Source organism: Metabacillus sp. GQ13, assembly GCF_059758525.1.
This window is the reverse complement of record NZ_JCAXET010000002.1, coordinates 69,707-90,661: the sequence shown is the minus strand read 5'-3', so window position 1 is coordinate 90,661 and position 20,955 is coordinate 69,707. Positions and strand designations below refer to the sequence as shown.

Here is a 20,955-nt window from a genome sequence, read left to right as displayed (position 1 = left end):
ATGATCACCTCTTTGTTAATATTTCTCTTTTAATTTGTTCAATATAATTCCAACTATGCACTTATTCCTTAATAAACATAAAATCTCGCTTGATCCTATCATCATTTTGTAACAAATCCTCAATATGAGTTGTCCAGTGAATATCAGTTACTTTACTATAGGTATTTTCATTTAACTTCTTTAAGATCTTACATTTACTCAGCTCGTTTAAATATTCCTTAATAACATAGGAATAATGAAGGTTGATTTGAGGCAACTGCCGAATGGTTATTTTTTTACTATTTACCTTTTGATCGATGTATTTATATACACATTTAAAGGTAAAAGCTTGTCTGATAGGGATTGCATCAATATATATGAGGATCCATCCTTGCCATACATAAACGGCTGATTCAATTAGGTAAGTAGTTTTTAGTGGAAGGAATGCTATAGACGGCAGAAAGGAAAGTGGAAGATGTTTATTTTGATAAAGATATAAATTAAAATGCTTTGCTTCTCTTGTTTTAAAATTAGTAGGTTTTAAACGGAACTTCTTTAATTGGTCAAACCATGCAGAGTGAACTTGATGGTTTATTAACTTTTGATTTTTTAGCTGGTCGAATGTTATTGCATTTGGAGAGAGTTGTAGAAGATTTGCATAGATCATACGTGATGAAAATGGAATAATTGAGTGAAGGACAATAAACGTCTTTGATTCGGAGCAATAGGTAAAGATTCTTGGTGGATCGCCATTATTAGTGTTTACTGCAAACAACCATTGGAAAGGTGAAAGTGAGAAAGTCGTCGAGCCAATTCTACGTAAGGTTTTTGCTCCTAAAACCCAGAAAACCTTCATATTCGCTGCTAGATACTGTTTCGTTCTTTTTATAAACACCCTCGAATCAATTGTTGAACATTGATACTCGATCGGAATTATCTCTATGTGATTGCTTGCCAATATATCTGGTCGCTGTTTTATTCCATTTAGATAGGGTTCTAGCTGTACAGAGCTAAACTTCTTTTGAATTAAAAACCACTTATATAAATCAAGCTTTCCTTTTAGATGGTAGTGACTTTCAGCTTCACTTTGCAAAGTACACCCTGTTAATTTCTTATGGGCAAAATGAGCAGTAATGATTGCACCAATTTTCAGTTCCAATTCACTCGAGCAGATTGGACAAGTAAATGTCGTGCTCTCTCTAAGCTTTACCAATTCACTTTTTGACCACTTTTTTTCAGCAATATTGATCGATACTCCTACTTTATTATAGGCAACAAACAAGAACCCTTCCCCCTTTTTCTCACTGCTTCCTTAACTTATTATCCTAGGCACAATCTATTTTTACAAATGTATAAAATTGTCCTTTCTTCCTTCAAAATTAAGAAACACAAGAGCAAGGCTTAGCAAAAAAAGCCGACTAAACACATATCATGTTTAGTCGACCCTATTTATAGTAATGGTGACAAGAGCCTTGCAGTAGATTCAAAAAGTTTTTTATAAAAAGGACGCTTAGAAAACTCATCCAAAACGATCTCTCTAGATTGTTCAATATCCTTTATATACTCATTCACAAGGGTCTGTGTACTCCCTGTTCTATATAAAAAGGCATTTACCTCGAAATTCAAATGAAAGCTTCTCATGTCCATATTAGCGGTTCCTATCGATGCTAACTCATAATCAACGATGATTAACTTACTATGCATAAAGCCTCTTTCATATTCATATACTTTCACTCCTGTTTCAAGCAATTCCGGAAAGTAAGAATGTGAAGCATAATAGACAATTTTTTTATCCGGATGCTGTGGAACTAATAACCTTACATCGATGCCACTAAGTGCGGCAACTTTTAGTGCAGTAAGGATGTCTTCATCTGGCACGAAGTAAGGAGAGGCTATCCAAATCGATTCCTTAGCTGAAATGATCATTGAAAAAAATAGATTTTTAATGACATCCCATTTACTATCTGGCCCTCCAGCTATAAGTTGGACACCACCAGTATGCTCAGGCTGTTCTTTTTTGCTAGATAAATATGTATGGGAACGCAACTTTTTATCGGTCATATAATACCAATCCTGCAGAAAGATCATTTGTAATGAACGTACCGCTTCACCTTTTATTAAAAGATGGGTATCACGCCAATAACCAAAATTGATGTCCTTCCCTAAATACTCGTCTCCTACATTCAAACCACCAACAAATCCAACTGCTCCATCAATCACGATAATTTTTCTATGATTTCGAAAATTTATTTTATTATTAAGGAAGGGGATTCGTACTGGAAGGAACGGCATCACTTCAATACCTGCCTGATCCATCTCTCTAATATATCCTTTTGATAACTTAAAGCAACCTACTGCATCATAAAGAAAGCGAACCTCTACTCCCTTTTTTGCCTTTTCTATTAATAAATTTTTGAGCTTTTGGCCGACCTCATCATGTCTAACGATATAGTATTCAAGATGGATATGATGCTGTGCCTTTTTTATTTCCTGAAAAATATACTCAAAGGTTTCAGGACCGTCTGTAAGAGCTTTCGTTTTTGTACCAAATGAAATTGGACTATGTCCTAATCGATGGGCGAGCTTAAATAAAAGTTGCTGGTGATCCCCCATATGTTCCATTTTATCTTGATATGAAGAATGATTTCCTTCAATTTCTAAAAAAGCTTTTTCATCTGTTAAAGCCTTCTCAACAAATAACCTTCTTTTTTTTATATTCCTTCCAAAGAATAAATAAATAAAGAAACCAATTAGTGGAAATCCACCTAGTATTAATAACCATGTAATTGTTTGTGTTGGATGGCGATTCTCTAAGAAGATCACCACACAAATGGAAATAATAGAAAGGGTAAAAATAATACTTACTGTACCTACTATCCAATCTCCCCAAAGATTCTTTGTAAGTAATATTAAGGACGCGATTAGTGCGATTAATAGAAATAATCGGAATGTATTCTTCATTGGTTTCACCTTATTCATTTTCTTATTCTAATTCCCTTATGAACCTTATATGAAACCTATCTTCATTCATGCGTGATAATGTTAGAGGGCTTTTCTTTATTTTATTCTATTTTCTAGATCTAACTCTAAATTGTAAAATTAAAAAAAGGCTGATCAAAAACAAAAGGTCTGACCCTCAATCCAATAAGTAAGATATTTGTTAAGAACTCCCTACTTATTCTGATTGTTAGGGTCTGACCCGTTTAAGTCAACCTCTATTCTAAAAAGTTGGTTGTTTTAGACCTTAAAGGCTAAAAACAACCATCTTGGTGAAAACAGCATTCATTTACGAAAAGTGCTTTTTAATTACATTCAGGCCATGATCCTTAGCAATTAACTTTCCATATTCCTCTAAACGATGGATCGTAACTCTAGATTCTTGTCCATATTCGAGTATTATACTCAATTTATTCTCTATTTCTTCATCACTTACCTCATCATTGAACTCAATAAAGAGGTAATAATTCTGGTTAAGAGAATATAAATGGTTGGTTATGCCTGCTAATGAAGAATATTTTGACAAGGAGATGACATTCTCGAAGTCACTGAACATTAAAATAAATTGAAGCTGTTGTTCAAAGTCTTCTGCCGGCTCATCTTCCTTGGATGAATCAGTCTTATTAAAATTTTGATCTAATATAGATCCTATAGTTTCATCTATAGGCAATTCTTTAAGTTTTTCATCGGAAATTGGGAGTTCTAGTTTTTGACCATCCTTTGATACTTGCGCTTTTGTAACAATGACTTCTAAACCTTTATCTAGCGCCTGTACTTGTATCCAAAGTGGACCTTCAACCATGAATTCTTCTTCCTCATGGACTTCATCCATCATTTCCCAAAATAACTCCTCGCTGCGATCACGGTTATACCATATTTCATCGCGATCAAAACCACGTTCTTCTATATCTAAATACGAAATATAAAACTTAACTGTATGTTCGTTAATACGTTCAATTTCCATTCCTTAAACCTTCCCTTCTATATAAGATGTTGAAGGGACAACCCCCCCTTAAGGCAGTTGTGCTTTACTACACTTTACCCATTAAAATTAAACTTTAATCGCGGATAAAGCGATAGTGCCAGCTATAAACCAATAAATGATCTAAGGCTACTGCACCTACTTCAGGAACCTTCAATGATGAAAGAATCTTGTACTCCTATTTTATGATAAAAAGGTCTTAAATGAAATAAAAAACACCTGAATTTACAAAAACAGTTATTTCACCTATAGTCTACTTTGCTAATCCTTACTCATATTTTATCAATAATTTCATATACATGTACGAGCAGTCAATAAGCTGAAAGAGGGTTTTCCATGGAACACGATTTTCTTCTATCATTATTAGTGATCATTGGTATTGATCTTGTTTTAGGAGCTGATAATGCTGTTGTTATTGCAATGGCTTGTCGTAATTTACCAGTTGTTCAACGCAATAAAGCGATCATTTTAGGTACAATTGTAGCAATTATTTTTCGGGTTTTTCTAACTATGATAGCTGTCTATTTGTTGAAAATACCATTTTTACAATTAATAGGTGGGATTTTCCTTCTATACATTGCCTTTTATCTCATTGTAGGCAAAGATGAGCATTCAAATACAATTAAAAGTCAAGGATCAACATGGAAAGCAATTAAAACCATTGTTTTGGCTGATTTATTAATGGGATTTGATAATGTAATAGCAGTAGCTGGAGCAGCACAGGGGCATATGTTGTTAATAGCGATTGGCTTATTCATTTCAATACCAATCATTATTTGGGGAAGTAAACTTATTTTGTTTTTCCTTACAAAATTCCCACTGCTATTGTATGTTGGTGGCGGACTTCTAGCATATACAGCTGGAAAAATGATGACCCAAGATCAACAGCTTCAGTCAATCTACCTATCACACCCCTTGCTCGCACAAAGTTTACCTTACCTAACGACTTCATTTATTATTTTTGGGGGTGTTATTTACAGACAAATAATAAGTTTTCACTCTGGTCGAAAAACATAAGTGTAGTGAGTTAACTACAAATAAAGAGGCAGACTCAAAAGAAGGAACTTTCCCCTTCATCTATGAAGGAGCATCGTTATATTCTTAAGAATTTGCCTCTATATAATTATATTTAATTCACTAAGCGCTGTGCTTCTCTAAGTTGAAAAGTACGGACACGACGTGGAAGAAAACGACGTATTTCATCTTCATTATATCCAACCTGAAGTCTCTTTTCATCAATAATTATAGGTCGTCTTAAAAGTCCAGGATTTTCCTGAATTAGACTATATAGATCCTGTAGTGGCATTGATTCAAGATTGATATTTAATTTTTGAAAGATTTTTGAGCGAGTTGAAATAATCTCATCTGTACCATCTTCCGTCATTCGTAATATTCCTTTAATTTCCTGAATGGAAAGTGGTTCTGAAAAAATATTTCTTTCAATGTAACCAATATCGTGTTCTTCCAACCATGATTTAGCTTTTCTACATGAAGTACAACTTGGTGATGTATATAATGTGACCATTCATCTTTCACTCCTCTATTTATAGAATGAGTTAATCTTTTGCAAAATGTATATCGTAATTGAAATTACTTTAATTAAGAATCATATATTGATTATACTATAAAAAAGTAAGTATGCAAATAGGATTTGAAATTTAAAGTGTGACAAAACCATTACAGTTCTATATAAACCCCTTAACAATTAATGAAAAGTTAACATTAATCTGGTCACTATTTAATAAATGTAACATTGATTCTTAGGTTCCTATTCTCAATTAACTAAGCTCATCGAAAATGTTTTTCTTTGCATTTTCATCGATAGATAGGACTTCTTTGACAGGTTCGTATGATTCACCATATAATTCTTTATCTTTATATGTATGAATCATATTATACGTTTTAATCATTGCTTCATAAATATCTTTTTCAGTCTCATTATTAGGTGCCCAGTAGAGAATTTCCATTTTATTCAATTCATTTGTAGCAATTGATCGGCGTTCATAACCAATGGAATCTGCATGCTTAAACTCTTCTCTCTGATAAAATCTTAACCTTTTTTCAGTATCTGTATCTTCATATCTGACTGGCTCAACCTCAAGAATGATTGGCTTTTGCTTTTCTTTCAACTTTTCTAAAAGCTTGTGACCAAGACCTTCCCCACGAGCATCTGTTGATACGAAAATATAATCAACAAAGATAAAATCATTTAGCTCAGCATACATCATTACATGATTTTTGCCCTCATCTTTATGGTAAATGTCCGATCTTTCCTTAAGTAAAACTTCCATATGTTCACGTGACTTCATCTCTTCAATGGGAAAATACTGATTCAACTTCTCATACCAATTCATTGATCTACTCCCTTTTATTCATTCGTATTTAATACATTCTCCCATTCTTAAATATCCCCTTCCTCTTGTGATGTTAAACATATATTTTTTTATAATTTTTAATAAGAAAGCTAATTAACAGGCGTATAATCGACATTTTTTGTATAAGAATTCCCAGCATTCCAAAGGAGAAACTCGTCAATTCCTTGTTCGTTCAAAGCCTTAATCTGGGCTTCTACTTCCTCTTTACCATAAACTTGGTAATTACCTTTTCCTAAATATGAGGCAGTAAAGTCTTGAATCCATGGTCTTGAGATTGGTTTATTAGTAAGTTCATTTAGTTTAGCTTTTTCTAACTTTGCATATTCTGAAATAAGTGCATAAGGTTCTAAATCTGGTTTTGCAATACCAAAATAGGATGTCCAATGACTTGGATAGATCATAGATGAAATAACATCTACATGTTCAGATATTTTAGAAAAATTTTGTCCAATTCCAGGAGCTTCAGGTAGTGTTGCTGTATAACCGAATATATCTACAGAAACTTTTACACCGTATGGTTTTAGCCTTTCTTTTGCATATGAAACAAAATCAGTAACTGCAGTTACACGTTTTTGAACTTTATCTTTATCCGTGTCTTTATAGCTGCCTTCATTGTAGGTCAAATCTTTTTCCCTGTGCTCAAACCCTTCAGGAAAGCGGACATAATCAAATTGTATTTCTTGAAAACCTAACTTTGCAGCTTCAATAGCAATGTCCACATTGTAATCCCATACTTCCTTTATAAATGGATTTACAAATGATTCACCTCTACCATTCTTCCAAACCTTGTCTCCTTCCTTAAAAGAAAGCTCAGGTTTTTGATTTGCTAAATGAGTGTCTTTAAAAACAACAATTCTAGCTATCGGATAAATGTGTTCCTTCTCAAGTGTCTTCACCATGTTCTTTGGGTCTTTGATATAGTTTTTACTAATCTCGTGAAATGGAGATGCCTTTTCCGGCTGGTAGGTTAAATTCCCGAAATCATCTTTAATATCGATTACCATAGCATTCAAATCAGAGTTTTTGATTAATGCTGTTAATGATTCAAACCTTCCTCCTCCAGCTGAATGACCTGTCACATAGACACCTCGGACAGCATCAGGGTATGTAAATGAAAAACCGGAGTTAAATGTGAATCTTGGTAAAAGATCTGGTATTACCTTCTTGTTTAACGCTATGTGATTCTGAACATGTTGTTTACTTTCTTGAATCGTTTCCGCTTTCGTTGGTAGTAGAAAAATAGCTCCATAAATGATAAAACACGTGACAAAAATTGTAATACGTTTAAAAAATTGCATAAAAATAATCCCCCATTTTTATTCTACTTCCCATTATATAGAAAATACTCTATCCTTAATAGGTTAGTAAGGATGATTTCCTCCGTTTTCTACCTTGTATAGTCTATGATACCTAATTTCGACCTAGTAATAATAAAAGGTAATAATGGGTGTTTTTGTCCTTATTTACTTACATGTACAATAGCCGAAAATGAAAAACTCAAACAAAAAAAGATTGCCCTTTTAAAGGCAACCTAAATCATGCATATTGTTTTTTATATTGATTGAATTCTGCTTGTGAACACATAACAAAGTGGCCTGGTTTAACCTCACGGAATTCAACTTCTTCTTCTGAACTGTACTTATGTTGACTAGGGTCATATGTTTTCCTTACACGTGACCGCTCATAATCTGGGTCAGGAAGTGGAATGGCTGATAGTAATGATTGTGTATAAGGATGAATCGGATTATCATATAGTTCATTTGCATCAGCTAATTCAACTAATTTACCAAAGTACATAACTCCAATACGATCACTAATATATTTAACCATTGATAAGTCATGAGCTATAAATAAGTAAGTTAGCCCCTTTTCCTTTTGAAGCTGTTTCATCAGATTTACAACCTGAGCTTGAATCGAAACATCAAGAGCAGAAATTGGCTCATCAGCAATAATAAATTCTGGTTCTACAGCAAGCGCTCGTGCTATCCCGATCCGTTGGCGCTGTCCTCCACTAAATTCATGTGGATAACGATTAGCGTGCTCCTTATTTAAGCCTACAGTTTCAAGTAGATTAATGACTCTATTCATTCGATCGGTCTTATTTTTTGCAAGACCATGGATATCAATACCTTCAGCGATAATATCTGATACCTTCATCCTTGGATTTAAAGATGCTTGTGGATCTTGAAATATCATTTGCATCTGTCGATTAAAATCCTTTAGTTTAGCCTTTGACTTTTTCCCATGGACATTCGTTCCATTAAAGATAACCTCACCGTCAGTTGCATCATATAGACGTATAATCGTCCGACCAGTTGTTGATTTCCCACAACCAGACTCACCAACTAATCCCAATGTTTCACCTTTATAAATATCAAACGAAATATTATCAACTGCTCTTACCTCATTAGGTCTACCGATATTAAAATATTGCTTCAAATTTTTGATTTCAACTAATTTCTCAGCACTCATTTACTTTCCCTCCTTTTTACCAGGGAATTGACGTTGACGTCGTTTTACAGCTGCAGGTGGTTCAACCTTTGGTGCATCTGGGTGTAGTAACCATGTCGCCGCGTAATGTGTGTCAGACACTTTAAACATTGGTGGTTGCTCTTCTAAGTCAATCTTCATCGCATACTCGTTTCGAGGAGCAAACGCATCACCTTTTGGTGGTTTTAGTAAGTTCGGCGGTGTTCCAGGAATTGCATACAACTCCTCATCTTGTGAATCAAGACTTGGCATTGAACTAATTAACCCCCATGTATAAGGATGTTGTGGATTGTAGAAAACTTCATCTACTGTTCCAATTTCAACTATTTTCCCTCCATACATTACAGCAACTCGATCGGCTACATTTGCAACTACACCTAAGTCATGTGTAATAAAAATAATTGACGTATCAATCTTTTTTTGTAATTCCTTCATAAGTTCCAATATTTGAGCTTGAATTGTTACATCTAATGCAGTTGTTGGTTCATCTGCAATTAATACTTTCGGATTACACGCAAGGGCAATGGCAATCACAACCCTTTGTCTCATTCCACCAGAGAATTGATGTGGGTATTGATTAAACCTAACTTCAGGTTGTGGAATACCTACTAGTCTTAGTATGTCAATTGCACGTTCTTTTGCAGCAGCTTTGCTCAACTTTTGATGTTTAACAATTGGCTCGATAATTTGTTTTCCAATCTTCATTGTAGGGTTTAAAGATGTCATTGGGTCCTGGAAAATCATTGAAATATCTTTACCGCGAATTTTTTGCATTGATTTACTTGAAAGCTCTGCTAAGTTTTTACCCTCAAAAAGAATTTCACCACTTTTAATTTCTGAGTTTGATTCAGGTAACAAACGCATAATTGCTTTTGTCGTAACTGATTTACCAGAACCAGACTCACCAACTATTGCTAGGGTCTCACCTTTAAGTAAATCAAAATCAACTCCACGTATAGCCTGTACTTCCCCTGAAAACGTATGGAAGGAAATATGCAAGTCATTCACTTCTAATATTTTTTCCATTTCTATTTCACCTACCTTTTCTAATCACGCATTTTCGGATCTAATGCATCTCGAAGTCCATCTGCAATCATATTAAAACAGATCATAATTAAACTGATAATAACGGCTGGTATAATCATTTGATATGGATATAGTTGCAATACCTTAAAACCATCATCAATTAAAGTTCCTAACGAAGCGAGTGGTGCCTGTAACCCTAAACCGATGAAGCTTAAAAATGCTTCAAAGAAAATCGCATTTGGGATGGTAAACATCGTGTTAATAATGATAACACCCGCTAAATTTGGAATAAGGTGTTTTGATATGATTTTACCATTTGATAGACCTAATGTTCTTGCTGCTAAAACATACTCCTGTTGTTTTAACTTCATAACTTGTGCTCTAATTACTCTGGCCATTCCAACCCATCCTGTAATTGTCAGGGCGATTGTAATTGACAAGATACCAGGATCTAATACGATTATCATCAAAATAACAACTACTAAATTCGGAATACCTACTAGTATTTCGGTGATTCTTTGCATAATATTGTCTGTTCTTCCTCCAACAAAACCAGATATAGCACCGTATAACACCCCAATTATCATATCGATAACTGCAGCAAGCAAAGCTATATACAATGAGACTTGGGTACCTTTCCATACTCGAGTAAATAAGTCTCTTCCTAAGCTATCAGTTCCCAGCCAATAATACTCATCTACATTTTTTGTTTCATATACGTTGTATACATCACCATTTCTTTTCTCTAAATCACCATCAAATGGTAACCAGCTAATATCTTCTAGAACTGGAATTCTCGGTGGTAAATTATTATGTTTTAAATTTTGATCATCAAAGCCGTGATCATTTAAAAAGGGTCCTATAAAGGCCATAAGTGTTAAAAAGATTAAAACGACTAAACTTACGATAGCCCCTTTATTTTTTTTTACCCTCAACCATGCGTCTTGCCAATAATTAAGACTTGGTTTTGATATTTCTTCACTTTTCGTAGAATCAATCTCAGCGGGTAAAAACTTGTCTTTTGATATTTTTTCTTGAGTCATTACTTTTTCCCTCCCGCTAAACGGATTCTCGGATCAATTATTCCGTATAGAAGGTCAACAATTAAGATTACAAAAACGAATAAAGCAGCAAAGAGAATTGTTGTACCCATGATGACTGGATAATCATTTACTTGTATTGATTTAACGAATTGCTCACCTAAACCCGGAATACCAAAGATTCTTTCAATAACTAATGAACCTGTCATCAAACTAACAACCAATGGCCCCATGACTGTTATTACTGGAATGAGCGCATTTCTAAGCGCATGTTTAAATGCGATATCAAACCAGCTTGCACCTTTCGCTTTTGCAAGTGTAATATAATCGGACTCCAATACTTCAACCATTTCAGTTCTAACAAATCTCGCTGCGGTAGCAATTGGAAACATCGCTAAAGCGATTGTAGGTAAAACTGAATATTCCGGACCTCTCCAGAATGCAACTGGAAACCAACCTAATTTTACAGCAATATAATATTGTAAAAGTCCAGCAAATACGAAGGAAGGTATTGATTTACCGAGTACTGCAATAAATGTTGAACCATAATCCACCCATGTATTTTGTTTTAATGCGGCAATTACACCAAGAATAATACCAAAAATGCTTCCGAATATCATAGCTTGAAATCCCAACGTAGCTGAAGGACCAATGCTGTCTAGTAGAATATCCGTCACACCGACATTATCAAATTGAAAAGAAACTCCTAAATCTCCTTTCAACATGTTCACCATATAATTCATATATTGGACAGGCATCGGTTCATTTAGACCATACTTATCTATCATAATCGTTAGCTGAGCTTCAGATAATTTATCAGCATTTGTAAAAGGTGTACCTGGGATTATTTTCATGAGGAAAAAGGTAAACGTGGCAATTAAGAATAAAGTAATGATCATATAAATAACGCGCTGAGTTATATACTTCACCATTTTAGTGCACCTCCTAATAATTTTGAATTTTCTTCAAAGTTCGACAATTTCCGCAAAGTGAAAAGAGAGTATATTGATAAAACAACATACTCTCTTTCGATAACAATAGTCATTGTAATCAAATAATACTAATTGCTATTTTTTACTTTACTGAAGCCCATTTGTAGCTATATTCAGGTCCTACCAAGTGATAAGTGAAGCCTTCAACTTTTTCACTAACTAATACGTTAGAAGAACGTTGATATAATGGTGCAATCGCAGCATCCTCTTCAATTAGTACTTTCTCAGCTTCAGCAAGAGCTTCATAACGCTCAACTGGTTTTAAAGATAAAGTTGTTTGTGCATCATTAATTAGTTTGTCATATTTTTCGTTTGAATAATCCATTTTGTTATTTCCTCCACCTGTTAACCATAAGTCAGAGAAAGTCATTGGATCTAAGTAATCAGGACCCCAACCAGCCATTTGTAGGTCATAATCCTGAGAATTTTCACGGTCTAAACGCACACTAAATGGTACGCTTTCAACTTTAACGGAAATTCCTTCAAGATTTTTTTCTAATTGATTTTTAATGTATTCAGCTGATTTCTTCGCTGTTTCAGTGTCATCTGTTAAGTATCTTACTTCAACAGTATCTGTACCAAGTGTAGCTAAACCTTTTTCCCATGCTTCTTTTGCTGCATCTACATTAAATGGTAACAATTCATTTCCATTGATTTCACGGAAATCCTTGCCCGTTTCATCATTTTTAACAAACTCATTTGGAACTGCGTAGTTCGCAACAATCGAGCCATTATTTAATACACTATTAACGAAGTCTTCTTTATTAATCCCTTGTGCAATTGCTTTACGAATGTCAGGATTTTTTAATGCATCATTTTCTTTTTGGTTCATTTTCAACCAGAAAATTGTTGGCTCTAACCAAGTAACCATATTTTCATCGCCTTCATATTGAGGAACGATATCTGAAGATAGTTTACCTGTAACGTCAGCTTCTCCTGTTTCAAAAGCATTTGCAGATGATTGAGAATCTTTTAAAACATTCCATTGAACTTTTTCAAGTTTAACGGTATCAGCATCCCAATACTCTTCATTTTTGCCGTAAGTCCAATCAGAAGCAGTACTGCCTCCCCAATCAGATAATACAAATGGGCCATTATAAACTAAGTTTTCAGCTTTTATAGCGTAATTTTCACCTTGTTCTTCAACAAATTTTTGGTTTTGAGGATAGAATGTCGGGAACGCCATTAGAGAGGTAAAATACGGAATTGGTCTTTCTAATGTGACAACAAGCGTTTTATCATCTTCTGCCTTAACACCAAGAGTATTAAGGTCATAATCCTTTTTCTCTGCACCTGCTTTAGAAATTTCTGCTGCACCTTTAATTTTTCCATCCATCATATATGGACCATAAGGTGATGCATTTGCTGGATCAATAGCACGTTGCCATGCATAAACGAAATCGTGAGCAGTGACGGGATCACCATTTGACCATTTAGAGTCTCTTAATTTAAACGTATAAACAGTACCATCTTCACTTACCTCCGGCTCGCCTTCAGCCATACCATCCACTACTTCTTGATTTGGATCAAGACGATATAAACCTTCCATTACGTTATTCATCGTAGTGAAACTAACTGTATCTTGTGCCATTACACTATCCATTGAAGGAATAGCTTGAGATTCCAATACATTTATTTCTTGTGCTACTTCTTTTTTATCTGTATCAGTACCAGTTTCTTCTTTTCCAGAATCTCCACCACCACATGCAGCTAAGAACATACTTAGTACAAGTGTTAAAGCTAAAAGTAGAAAATATTTTGACTTTTTCACTAAAAGACCTCCCTTTATATTTATACGAGTTGTACTTACAACGTTATTATACAAGTATTCAAACAATTGTGCATTTATTTTTTTAGGAAAGTTTCCACAAATACAAGAGTAGTCTGAAGTCTAGTTTAAAATTTAGTTCTTTAGACCTATATTTTTTTTCGGAATTCCTTCATAATCTTTACCATTTCTTCATATAAACGCTTTAACGCGGTGGTTTGTGGACATGTAGCAATTTTCGGCATTTCTTGATAAGTATTTCAAATTTTCAAAATAGTCAAACTTAAAAGTCCTTACTTTTGAATCAAAATAGAACTTCTAGAATAACATTATTTCTATTTTTTGCATCTACTATTATTTGCTATAATAGGGTTTATACATTTACATGGAAGAGAGTGTTTAAAATGGAGAAGCTCAAGAGTAAAACCTTACTACTATTTATAGTGTCACTTTTCACAACAATATTACTTTGTTTTTTTATTTACCATAAACTAACATTATTAAACTTCATTAATGTATCATTTATTATTGGTGGTTCTTTGTTGTTTCTTTCACTCTTATCTATTACTGTTAAAGCCGGTTTCTTTGACGGGATTACATATGGATTTAGAAGAACCTTTGCTTCAAGAGGAAAAACTTTATCAAAAACGGAAGCTCATGAAATGCCTCCTGTTTCTGAGATATTTACCTTTAATCATTCACCAATCTTATACTGTGGACTATTGATGACAGCTGTCATGTTAGTATCACTATTTATCTTTTATAATTAGTGTTATTTAATTTCGTGTTCATAATATCGTCGATTCAGACCTGTATTTGTGATGAAGCGTCTTATTTTAGGTCGGCTTTTGGATTTTTTTATGGTGTTAAAATATGGCGAACTCCAAAGGGATATCAGAGTCCTTTACGAAAAGAGCACGAAGATAGGCTGAATTCATAAAGAGGTACTTATTATGATAAACAACAAATCTTCGCGAAAACAGACTATTTTTAATACAAATTCACCTATTCCTTAAAATAATTTGCAAATGTTCATGATATTTTTTATAATAAGTTAAACTCTTTTCATCTATAAAGTTAAACCCTTACATTTAGAATAGCTGCGTTGGTCTTAGTAAAAAATAATGACAATTTTAGCTGTAGAACCACTTTAATTAAGACTGTTCTTGCAAATAGTTGTTTTTTCGTAAGAAGCAGGCTTAATCACATTTTTATTTCTTTTGAAAAACAGCTTCAATTCTCACGGTTAAATTCTAGATTAGAGTCTAATTAAATAGCTAAGCATTGACAAAGATTAGTACATACATGTTTCATTTTTAGAGAGCCTGTGGTTGCTGTGAACAGGTAATGAGCAGTATGGAATGGACTTTTGAGCTTCTGTACAGAAAACAAACGAAGTACGTACAGACGTAATCTTGCGTTAAAGATTAAGTGATTTCTTACGATTAGAAATAAATAGGGTGGTACCGCGGTCCATCGTCCCTTTATTAGGAGACGAATGGGCTTTTTTTGTGTAAATAAATGAGTTCCCATCAGTAAAAAGGAGGAAAAAAACATGAAAACAATTTTTTCAGGCATTCAACCAAGCGGTTCAGTTACATTAGGAAACTATATTGGGGCTTTAAAACAATTTGTCGAATTGCAAAATGAGTATAATTGTTATTTTTGTATTGTTGACCAGCATGCGATAACTGTTACACAGGATCGACTAGCATTACGAAAAAACATCAGAGGCCTTGCAGCACTTTATCTTGCAGTAGGTATTGATCCAGAGAAAACTACTCTATTTATTCAATCAGAGGTTCCTGCACATGCCCAAGCAGCATGGATGTTACAATGTGTAGCCTACATAGGTGAACTTGAGAGAATGACACAATTTAAAGATAAATCACAAGGTAAAGACGCCGTATCTGCCGGGTTACTAACATATCCACCGTTAATGGCAGCAGACATTCTTCTTTACCAAACAGATCTTGTACCTGTTGGTGAGGATCAAAAGCAACACTTAGAATTAACAAGAGATTTGGCTGAACGATTTAATAAAAAATATAATGATATCTTTACGATTCCTGAAGTTCGAATTCCTAAAGTAGGTGCACGGATTATGTCACTGGTAGAACCTACAAAGAAAATGAGTAAATCTGATACAAACCAAAAGGCATTTATTACTTTGCTAGATGATCCTAAGCAAATTGAGAAAAAGATTAAAAGTGCGGTAACTGACTCCGATGGTATTGTGAAGTATGACAAAGAAAATAAACCTGGTGTTTCTAACCTACTATCCATCTACTCTATTTTGAATAATGAAAGCATTGAACAAATTGAAGCAAGATATGAAGGAAAAGGTTATGGTGATTTTAAAAGTGACGTCGCAGAGGTTGTTATAAATACACTTAAGCCTATTCAAGAAAAGTATACTCAATTAATGGAATCAGATACGTTAGATCACATTCTTGACTTAGGTGCTGAAAAGGCAAATATTGCTGCCAATAAAATGGTTAAAAAGATGGAAAATGCAATGGGTCTTGGCCGTAAACGCAAATAAGCATTTACTTAAAGCGCAAGCGCCTTGAACAGTCCCAACAAACATAAGCCACTAATGACCTTCGAAAAAGTGAATTTTCTTTTTCCCTCGAAGGGCTCGGCGCTTGCGCTAGACACTAAAACTGAGTACAAAAAAGGGTGGTATATTTTTTCTTATACGAAAAAAACGATGTAGCGAGAATGTATTAAACATCTCCTACATCGTATATTAATAAGAACTTGTCCTATCTAATTAACCTTTGATTCGTGCTCCATATCCCAAAGTTTTTCAAAGAATGGTTGTCCCTTTATTAAATGTTCACATAGTTGAATATGCTTATGTGACCATCCAGGTAAAGTTTCTTCATACAGCTTATGCCAAACTTCTTCAAACTCTCTATCTTGGATGTCGCCATACATCGTTGGATTCCATTCCGTATACCAATACCTAATTTCTGCTGTATTCCTTGTTGACTGCAATTGGTCTAGTGCCATAAATAATAGCTGTTTTAATTGACGTTCCTTCCTTGTCAATCCACGCATATGTTCCGGCGCTAGTGATAAAATATGAAATTCCTTTTCTTCTGAATCCTTGTTTACAAAGTCAGTTGAATATTCATCAGGCTCAATATCTTTCACCATTTCAAATACAAGCTGCTCCTGCCTTGGAATAATCCGACTCTTACGTATTGGAATCGTATACCCAATTGTGTCTATTACTAGTATTCCTACACCATCAGTAATAGTAAAGCAGTAATCTAGTTGGATTCTCTCATGATTTTTTCTAATATAAGCCTTTTGAAAAATATCTTTTAATAGACCAGGTGGTAACTCCGCTAAGTTATTTTCTATGTAGTCAAATAGTAAGGAATTTACCTTTAAAAGGGGGACCTGATCAAGGAGTTCAACACTGTCATCCTTTCTCCATTCATGGAAATGACAGACATTGTACCCATTCTCTTCACCTTCAAACCAATTAACCCAAACATCATGAAGAAATAACATTTTTTTACCCCTCACTTCAGTACCATTTGTCAAACAGTATAGGCAAATAGAAGAGAATTTATTCCAAATAATGCAGATAATACATAGTTTTATTTTCACTATAGCCTACTACTATAATATGGCTTTAATAATCACTATGTTGATATCTACCTAAATATGAATTCAAGGAATCATTTTCACTCTACTTTTTTACTATCGAGAAAGATATCTGAAGCTGAACCTAACAGTTCTTTCGTGTTTTCCCCTGTTTTTAACATGTATTCTCGCACGATATAATAGCCAAGAGCATATCCAAGCATATTCGGGTAAAATCCTGTTCCAAACATTATTTGCGTGAACTTATGACTATTCCTTGTTAGTTCTCGATTAGGCTCTAGGATTCTTTCATAAAATCTCTCACATTGGACGTCTGTATATAATTTCGCCCAGGTAGCAATTGCTGATTCTCCTAGTTTTTCACGGACAGCATTTTCGGCTAACCCTTCCATAATGACTGAATCAATAATCGTAAAATCCTGTTCTTTTCTTTTCATTTCTGCTAAACGACATACATGATGATATTCGTGGATGAAAAGGGATTTAATATCCTTTTTTTCAGTTTTGGTTGAAAGGAATAAAAACAGCTTATTATTAAAAGCTAATCCAGACCTTCCCTTATAGTCCAAGCTAATTTTACGGTTTGTTTCATCACTTGGTAAAATAAAGATCGGGATATTTGGTCCATTCCATTCCTTTTTAAGCTTTCTTTCCTCTGCTTTAATGTAAGTAAGAATGTTAGCTTTCTCCATGGTATCTATCCATCTATCCGTTTCCTGCTTATTTTTATACATACCGTACGATTGCAAGTACTTTGCAATTTCAGCCACACTTACATCATTAAAATAAACCCTTAACTTTTCGCAAATATCAAGTAGATTTGATTTTTCCTTCATCCAATTTATTGTATCAATTACACTCATACCAACGACCCCCCACCTTAATGTATGTATGGAGGAGGAATGATGTTCTTCGATATAAAAAGAGGACTGACATAAATTGTCAATCCTCATCTTATAACTTATACGTATTTCTTAAATATTATTGTTGCGTTATGTCCACCAAAGCCTAATGAATTACTTAAAACTGCATTTACTTCCTGTTTTCTTGCTTCATTTGGCACGTAATCTAAATCACAATCTGGATCTGGTGTTCTTAGATTTATTGTTGGTGGAATAATTCCCTCTTTAATGGCTAATATGCTAAAAATTGCTTCAACTCCACCAGCAGCGCCCAATAAATGCCCTGTCATTGATTTCGTTGAACTAATCGCTACTTTATACGCATGGTCTCCAAACACCTCTTTAATTGCCATCGTTTCAAATTTATCATTGTACGACGTGCTTGTACCGTGAGCATTAATGTAATCAATATCTGCTATAGTAAGACCACTACCTTTAACTGCTTGTTTCATTGCTCTTGAGCCACCTTCACCATTTGGAGCTGGTGCAGTGATATGATGAGCATCACCTGTAGAACCGTACCCTACGATTTCAGCATAGATCTTTGCTCCACGTGCTAAGGCATGCTCTAATTCTTCTAGAACAATAATTCCAGCTCCTTCTCCCATAACAAAACCATCACGATCTTGATCAAATGGTCTACTAGCTGTTTGTGGATCAGGATTTGTTGATAATGCTTTATTGGCAGAAAATCCTGCAAATGACATTTCTGTAAGTGGTGCTTCTGCACCGCCTGTCACCATCGCATTCGCCTCGCCTCGCTCAATAACACGGAAAGCATCACCAATAGAATTTGTTCCTGTTGCACATGCTGTTACTGTACAAGAGTTAAAGCCCTTTGCTCCTAAGGCAATTGAAACCTGCCCTGTTGCCATATCCGGTATGAGCATCGGTACGAAAAACGGACTTACACGACGTGGTCCTTTTTCTAACAAGATCTTATATTGCTGTTCAAATGTCTCCATACCGCCGATTCCAGAGCCAATCCATACACCAATATTATCCGCATTTTCAGCTGTAATTTCTAAATCAGCATCTTTTACTGCCATCAATGAAGCTGCAACTGCATATTGCGTAAAACGATCCATCTTTCTGGCATCTTTTTTCTCCATAAATTGCTCAACATCAAAGTCTTTTAATTCAGCAGCAACCTTTGCAGGAAAATCATCTGGATTTACACGCGTTATTGGTCCGATTCCTGATACGCCTTTTATAGCATTTTCCCATGTTGTTTGTACATCATTTCCAATAGGAGTTACAGCTCCTAAACCAGTCACGACAACTCTTTTCTTTTCCATGACGAAAGCACCTCACCTTTTAGGTATGAACGATAGACGACACGTTAGTCCATCTTTTCCTCATACTTCATTTTTTAAAAATCAATTAATCCTTTTTTATTCTAAACAACTTCTATGTCGTTTGTTTCGATTAGGACTTTTCTTAAAGTTTGTTGCGATCAAATCAGAAGACAAACTAAATTCGTAAAGATGCACTTATTACGAAAACAACAATCTTTGCGAAACAGCCTTCTATTAAAATTTAATCAGATTATATTTCTTCTTGCTGTCATATTGTATTAACGCCCCCAACGAAGTGCAATAGCTCCCCAGGTTAATCCGCCGCCAAAACCTACCATAACTATGACGTCACCATCTTTAATTTTTCCAGCTTCTAATTCTTCTACTAATGAGATAGGAATAGAGGCAGAAGACGTATTCCCATATTTATGAACGGTTTTAGACATTTTTTCAACTGGCAACTCCAAACGTTCCCTAGAAGCTTCCATGATCCGTATATTAGCTTGGTGTGGAATTAAGAAATCAACATCCTCTTTACCTAGACCTGCTTTTTCTAGGACATTAACACATGATTCGCCCATTTGTCGAACTGCAAACTTAAATACCTCTCTACCGTTCATGATGATATACTCATCTTGATATAGGTGCTTACCGCCAGTTCCATCTGCTCCAAGCTCAAAGGATAGGATCCCTTTCCCATCGCTTACAGGCCCTATTACAGTTGCTCCAGCACCATCACCAAACAACACAGCTGTATTACGATCTTCCCAATCAGTTATTTTAGATAGTTTTTCAACACCTACTACTAAAACATGCTTATATGCACCTGTTTCAACAAACTGCTTAGCAGTTATCATTCCGTACATAAAACCTGCACATGCTGCACTAATATCCATCGCCGCAGCATTTTTTGCGCCTATTTTTTCTTGGAGCATACAAGACACAGACGGAAATGGTTGATCTGGTGTGACAGTTGCAACTAGTATTAAGTCTAGTTCTTCAGCAGTAATTCCTGCGTCTGCTAGTGCTTTTTCAGCAGCAAAAAATGCCATATCAGATGTATCAACTGAATCATCAGCGATGCGACGTTCTTCAATACCTGTTCTTGATCGGATCCATTCATCCGAGGTATCCATCACTTTTTCTAAATCTGCATTTGTTACGATTTTTTCTGGAGTGAATCTTCCAATCCCGATTATTCCTGCATTCATATCTGCAACCCCTTAATAAAAAATATATGTCTAAGCAACTGTTTATTTGAATATCACTATCAACTTTTATAATCAATTATTATGACTTGGTACTAATTTTATCTTATTCCTTTTTTTTTTTCAATATTAATGTTTTTGGTCAACCGTCTAGAACATGTACTAATCATTAACATAAACTACTATGAAAAGAACTATGTATCCATATAAATTACAATCTTATTATCAACCATGCTGAAAAGCGAACATGCACGTTAAGTTTTTACCTAGTATA

At 34.7% G+C, this 20,955-nt stretch carries 18 protein-coding genes and 1 other annotated feature; of the genes, 3 read left to right on the top strand and 15 right to left on the bottom strand.

Annotation, left to right across the window (positions count from 1 at the left end; all coding sequences use genetic code 11):
- Window positions 1-61 precede the first annotated feature (61 nt).
- The 3 genes from AC6CHR_RS02710 to mecA form a co-directional block, all read right to left on the bottom strand.
- Window positions 62-1,261 (bottom strand): competence protein CoiA, encoded by a 1,200-nt coding sequence (locus AC6CHR_RS02710; protein WP_498246942.1) that lies wholly within the window; start codon window positions 1,259-1,261, stop codon window positions 62-64.
- 167 nt (window positions 1,262-1,428) lie between these two features.
- Window positions 1,429-2,940 carry a cardiolipin synthase gene (gene cls, locus AC6CHR_RS02705; protein WP_498246941.1) on the bottom strand — a complete coding sequence of 504 codons (1,512 nt, stop codon included), beginning with the start codon at window positions 2,938-2,940 and terminating at the stop codon, window positions 1,429-1,431.
- Between the two features lie 325 nt (window positions 2,941-3,265).
- Window positions 3,266-3,940: an adaptor protein MecA gene (gene mecA / locus AC6CHR_RS02700; protein WP_498246940.1), complete on the bottom strand. Its 675-nt coding sequence runs from the start codon at window positions 3,938-3,940 to the stop codon at window positions 3,266-3,268.
- Window positions 3,941-4,294: 354 nt separating this feature from the next.
- On the opposite strand from mecA, the gene AC6CHR_RS02695 reads away from it, so the two are divergent.
- Entirely contained in the window at window positions 4,295-4,975 is a 681-nt protein-coding gene (locus AC6CHR_RS02695) for a TerC family protein (protein ID WP_498246939.1), read from the top strand.
- A 112-nt stretch (window positions 4,976-5,087) separates the two neighbouring features.
- On the opposite strand, the gene spxA is transcribed toward AC6CHR_RS02695, so the two are convergent.
- The 8 genes from spxA to AC6CHR_RS02655 all read right to left on the bottom strand — a co-directional run bounded on the left by spxA (window position 5,088) and on the right by AC6CHR_RS02655 (window position 13,652).
- Window positions 5,088-5,483, bottom strand: a complete 396-nt coding sequence (spxA, locus tag AC6CHR_RS02690) for a transcriptional regulator SpxA (RefSeq protein WP_498246938.1) — start codon at window positions 5,481-5,483, stop codon at window positions 5,088-5,090.
- A 253-nt stretch (window positions 5,484-5,736) separates the two neighbouring features.
- Window positions 5,737-6,312 (bottom strand): GNAT family N-acetyltransferase, encoded by a 576-nt coding sequence (locus AC6CHR_RS02685; protein WP_498246937.1) that lies wholly within the window; start codon window positions 6,310-6,312, stop codon window positions 5,737-5,739.
- A 110-nt stretch (window positions 6,313-6,422) separates the two neighbouring features.
- Complete coding sequence (locus AC6CHR_RS02680) at window positions 6,423-7,631, bottom strand: putative glycoside hydrolase (protein WP_498246936.1); 1,209 nt, start codon at window positions 7,629-7,631, stop codon at window positions 6,423-6,425.
- Between the two features lie 238 nt (window positions 7,632-7,869).
- Complete coding sequence (locus AC6CHR_RS02675; RefSeq protein WP_498246935.1) at window positions 7,870-8,805, bottom strand: ABC transporter ATP-binding protein; 936 nt, start codon at window positions 8,803-8,805, stop codon at window positions 7,870-7,872.
- Window positions 8,806-9,849 carry an ABC transporter ATP-binding protein gene (locus AC6CHR_RS02670; protein ID WP_498246934.1) on the bottom strand — a complete coding sequence of 348 codons (1,044 nt, stop codon included), beginning with the start codon at window positions 9,847-9,849 and terminating at the stop codon, window positions 8,806-8,808.
- 20 nt (window positions 9,850-9,869) lie between these two features.
- Window positions 9,870-10,892, bottom strand: a complete 1,023-nt coding sequence (gene opp3C, locus AC6CHR_RS02665) for an oligopeptide ABC transporter permease (protein WP_498246933.1) — start codon at window positions 10,890-10,892, stop codon at window positions 9,870-9,872.
- Complete coding sequence (gene opp3b, locus AC6CHR_RS02660; protein WP_498246932.1) at window positions 10,892-11,821, bottom strand: oligopeptide ABC transporter permease; 930 nt, start codon at window positions 11,819-11,821, stop codon at window positions 10,892-10,894. The genes opp3C and opp3b overlap by 1 nt, the downstream gene beginning before the upstream one ends.
- Window positions 11,822-11,963: 142 nt before the next feature.
- Entirely contained in the window at window positions 11,964-13,652 is a 1,689-nt protein-coding gene (locus AC6CHR_RS02655) for a peptide ABC transporter substrate-binding protein (RefSeq protein WP_498246931.1), read from the bottom strand.
- 401 nt (window positions 13,653-14,053) lie between these two features.
- On the opposite strand from AC6CHR_RS02655, the gene AC6CHR_RS02650 reads away from it, so the two are divergent.
- Window positions 14,054-14,419, top strand: coding sequence for a DUF3899 domain-containing protein (locus tag AC6CHR_RS02650; protein WP_498246930.1), 366 nt, complete (start codon window positions 14,054-14,056; stop codon window positions 14,417-14,419).
- Window positions 14,420-14,924: 505 nt separating this feature from the next.
- Window positions 14,925-15,136: a binding site (T-box leader), on the top strand.
- 68 nt (window positions 15,137-15,204) lie between these two features.
- Window positions 15,205-16,194: a tryptophan--tRNA ligase gene (gene trpS, locus AC6CHR_RS02645; protein ID WP_498246929.1), complete on the top strand. Its 990-nt coding sequence runs from the start codon at window positions 15,205-15,207 to the stop codon at window positions 16,192-16,194.
- 227 nt (window positions 16,195-16,421) lie between these two features.
- Here the strand turns inward: trpS and AC6CHR_RS02640 are convergent, their stop codons facing one another.
- From AC6CHR_RS02640 to AC6CHR_RS02625, 4 genes are all read right to left on the bottom strand, one after another.
- A complete protein-coding gene (locus tag AC6CHR_RS02640; RefSeq protein ID WP_498246928.1) occupies window positions 16,422-17,177 on the bottom strand; it encodes a YjbA family protein in 756 nt (251 codons plus the stop codon).
- A gap of 176 nt (window positions 17,178-17,353) precedes the next feature.
- A complete protein-coding gene (locus AC6CHR_RS02635) occupies window positions 17,354-18,136 on the bottom strand; it encodes a DUF2268 domain-containing putative Zn-dependent protease (RefSeq protein WP_498246927.1) in 783 nt (260 codons plus the stop codon).
- Between the two features lie 98 nt (window positions 18,137-18,234).
- Window positions 18,235-19,473, bottom strand: coding sequence for a beta-ketoacyl-ACP synthase II (gene fabF / locus AC6CHR_RS02630; RefSeq protein WP_498246926.1), 1,239 nt, complete (start codon window positions 19,471-19,473; stop codon window positions 18,235-18,237).
- Window positions 19,474-19,751: 278 nt separating this feature from the next.
- Window positions 19,752-20,684: a beta-ketoacyl-ACP synthase III gene (locus AC6CHR_RS02625; protein WP_498246925.1), complete on the bottom strand. Its 933-nt coding sequence runs from the start codon at window positions 20,682-20,684 to the stop codon at window positions 19,752-19,754.
- Window positions 20,685-20,955: the final 271 nt, after the last annotated feature.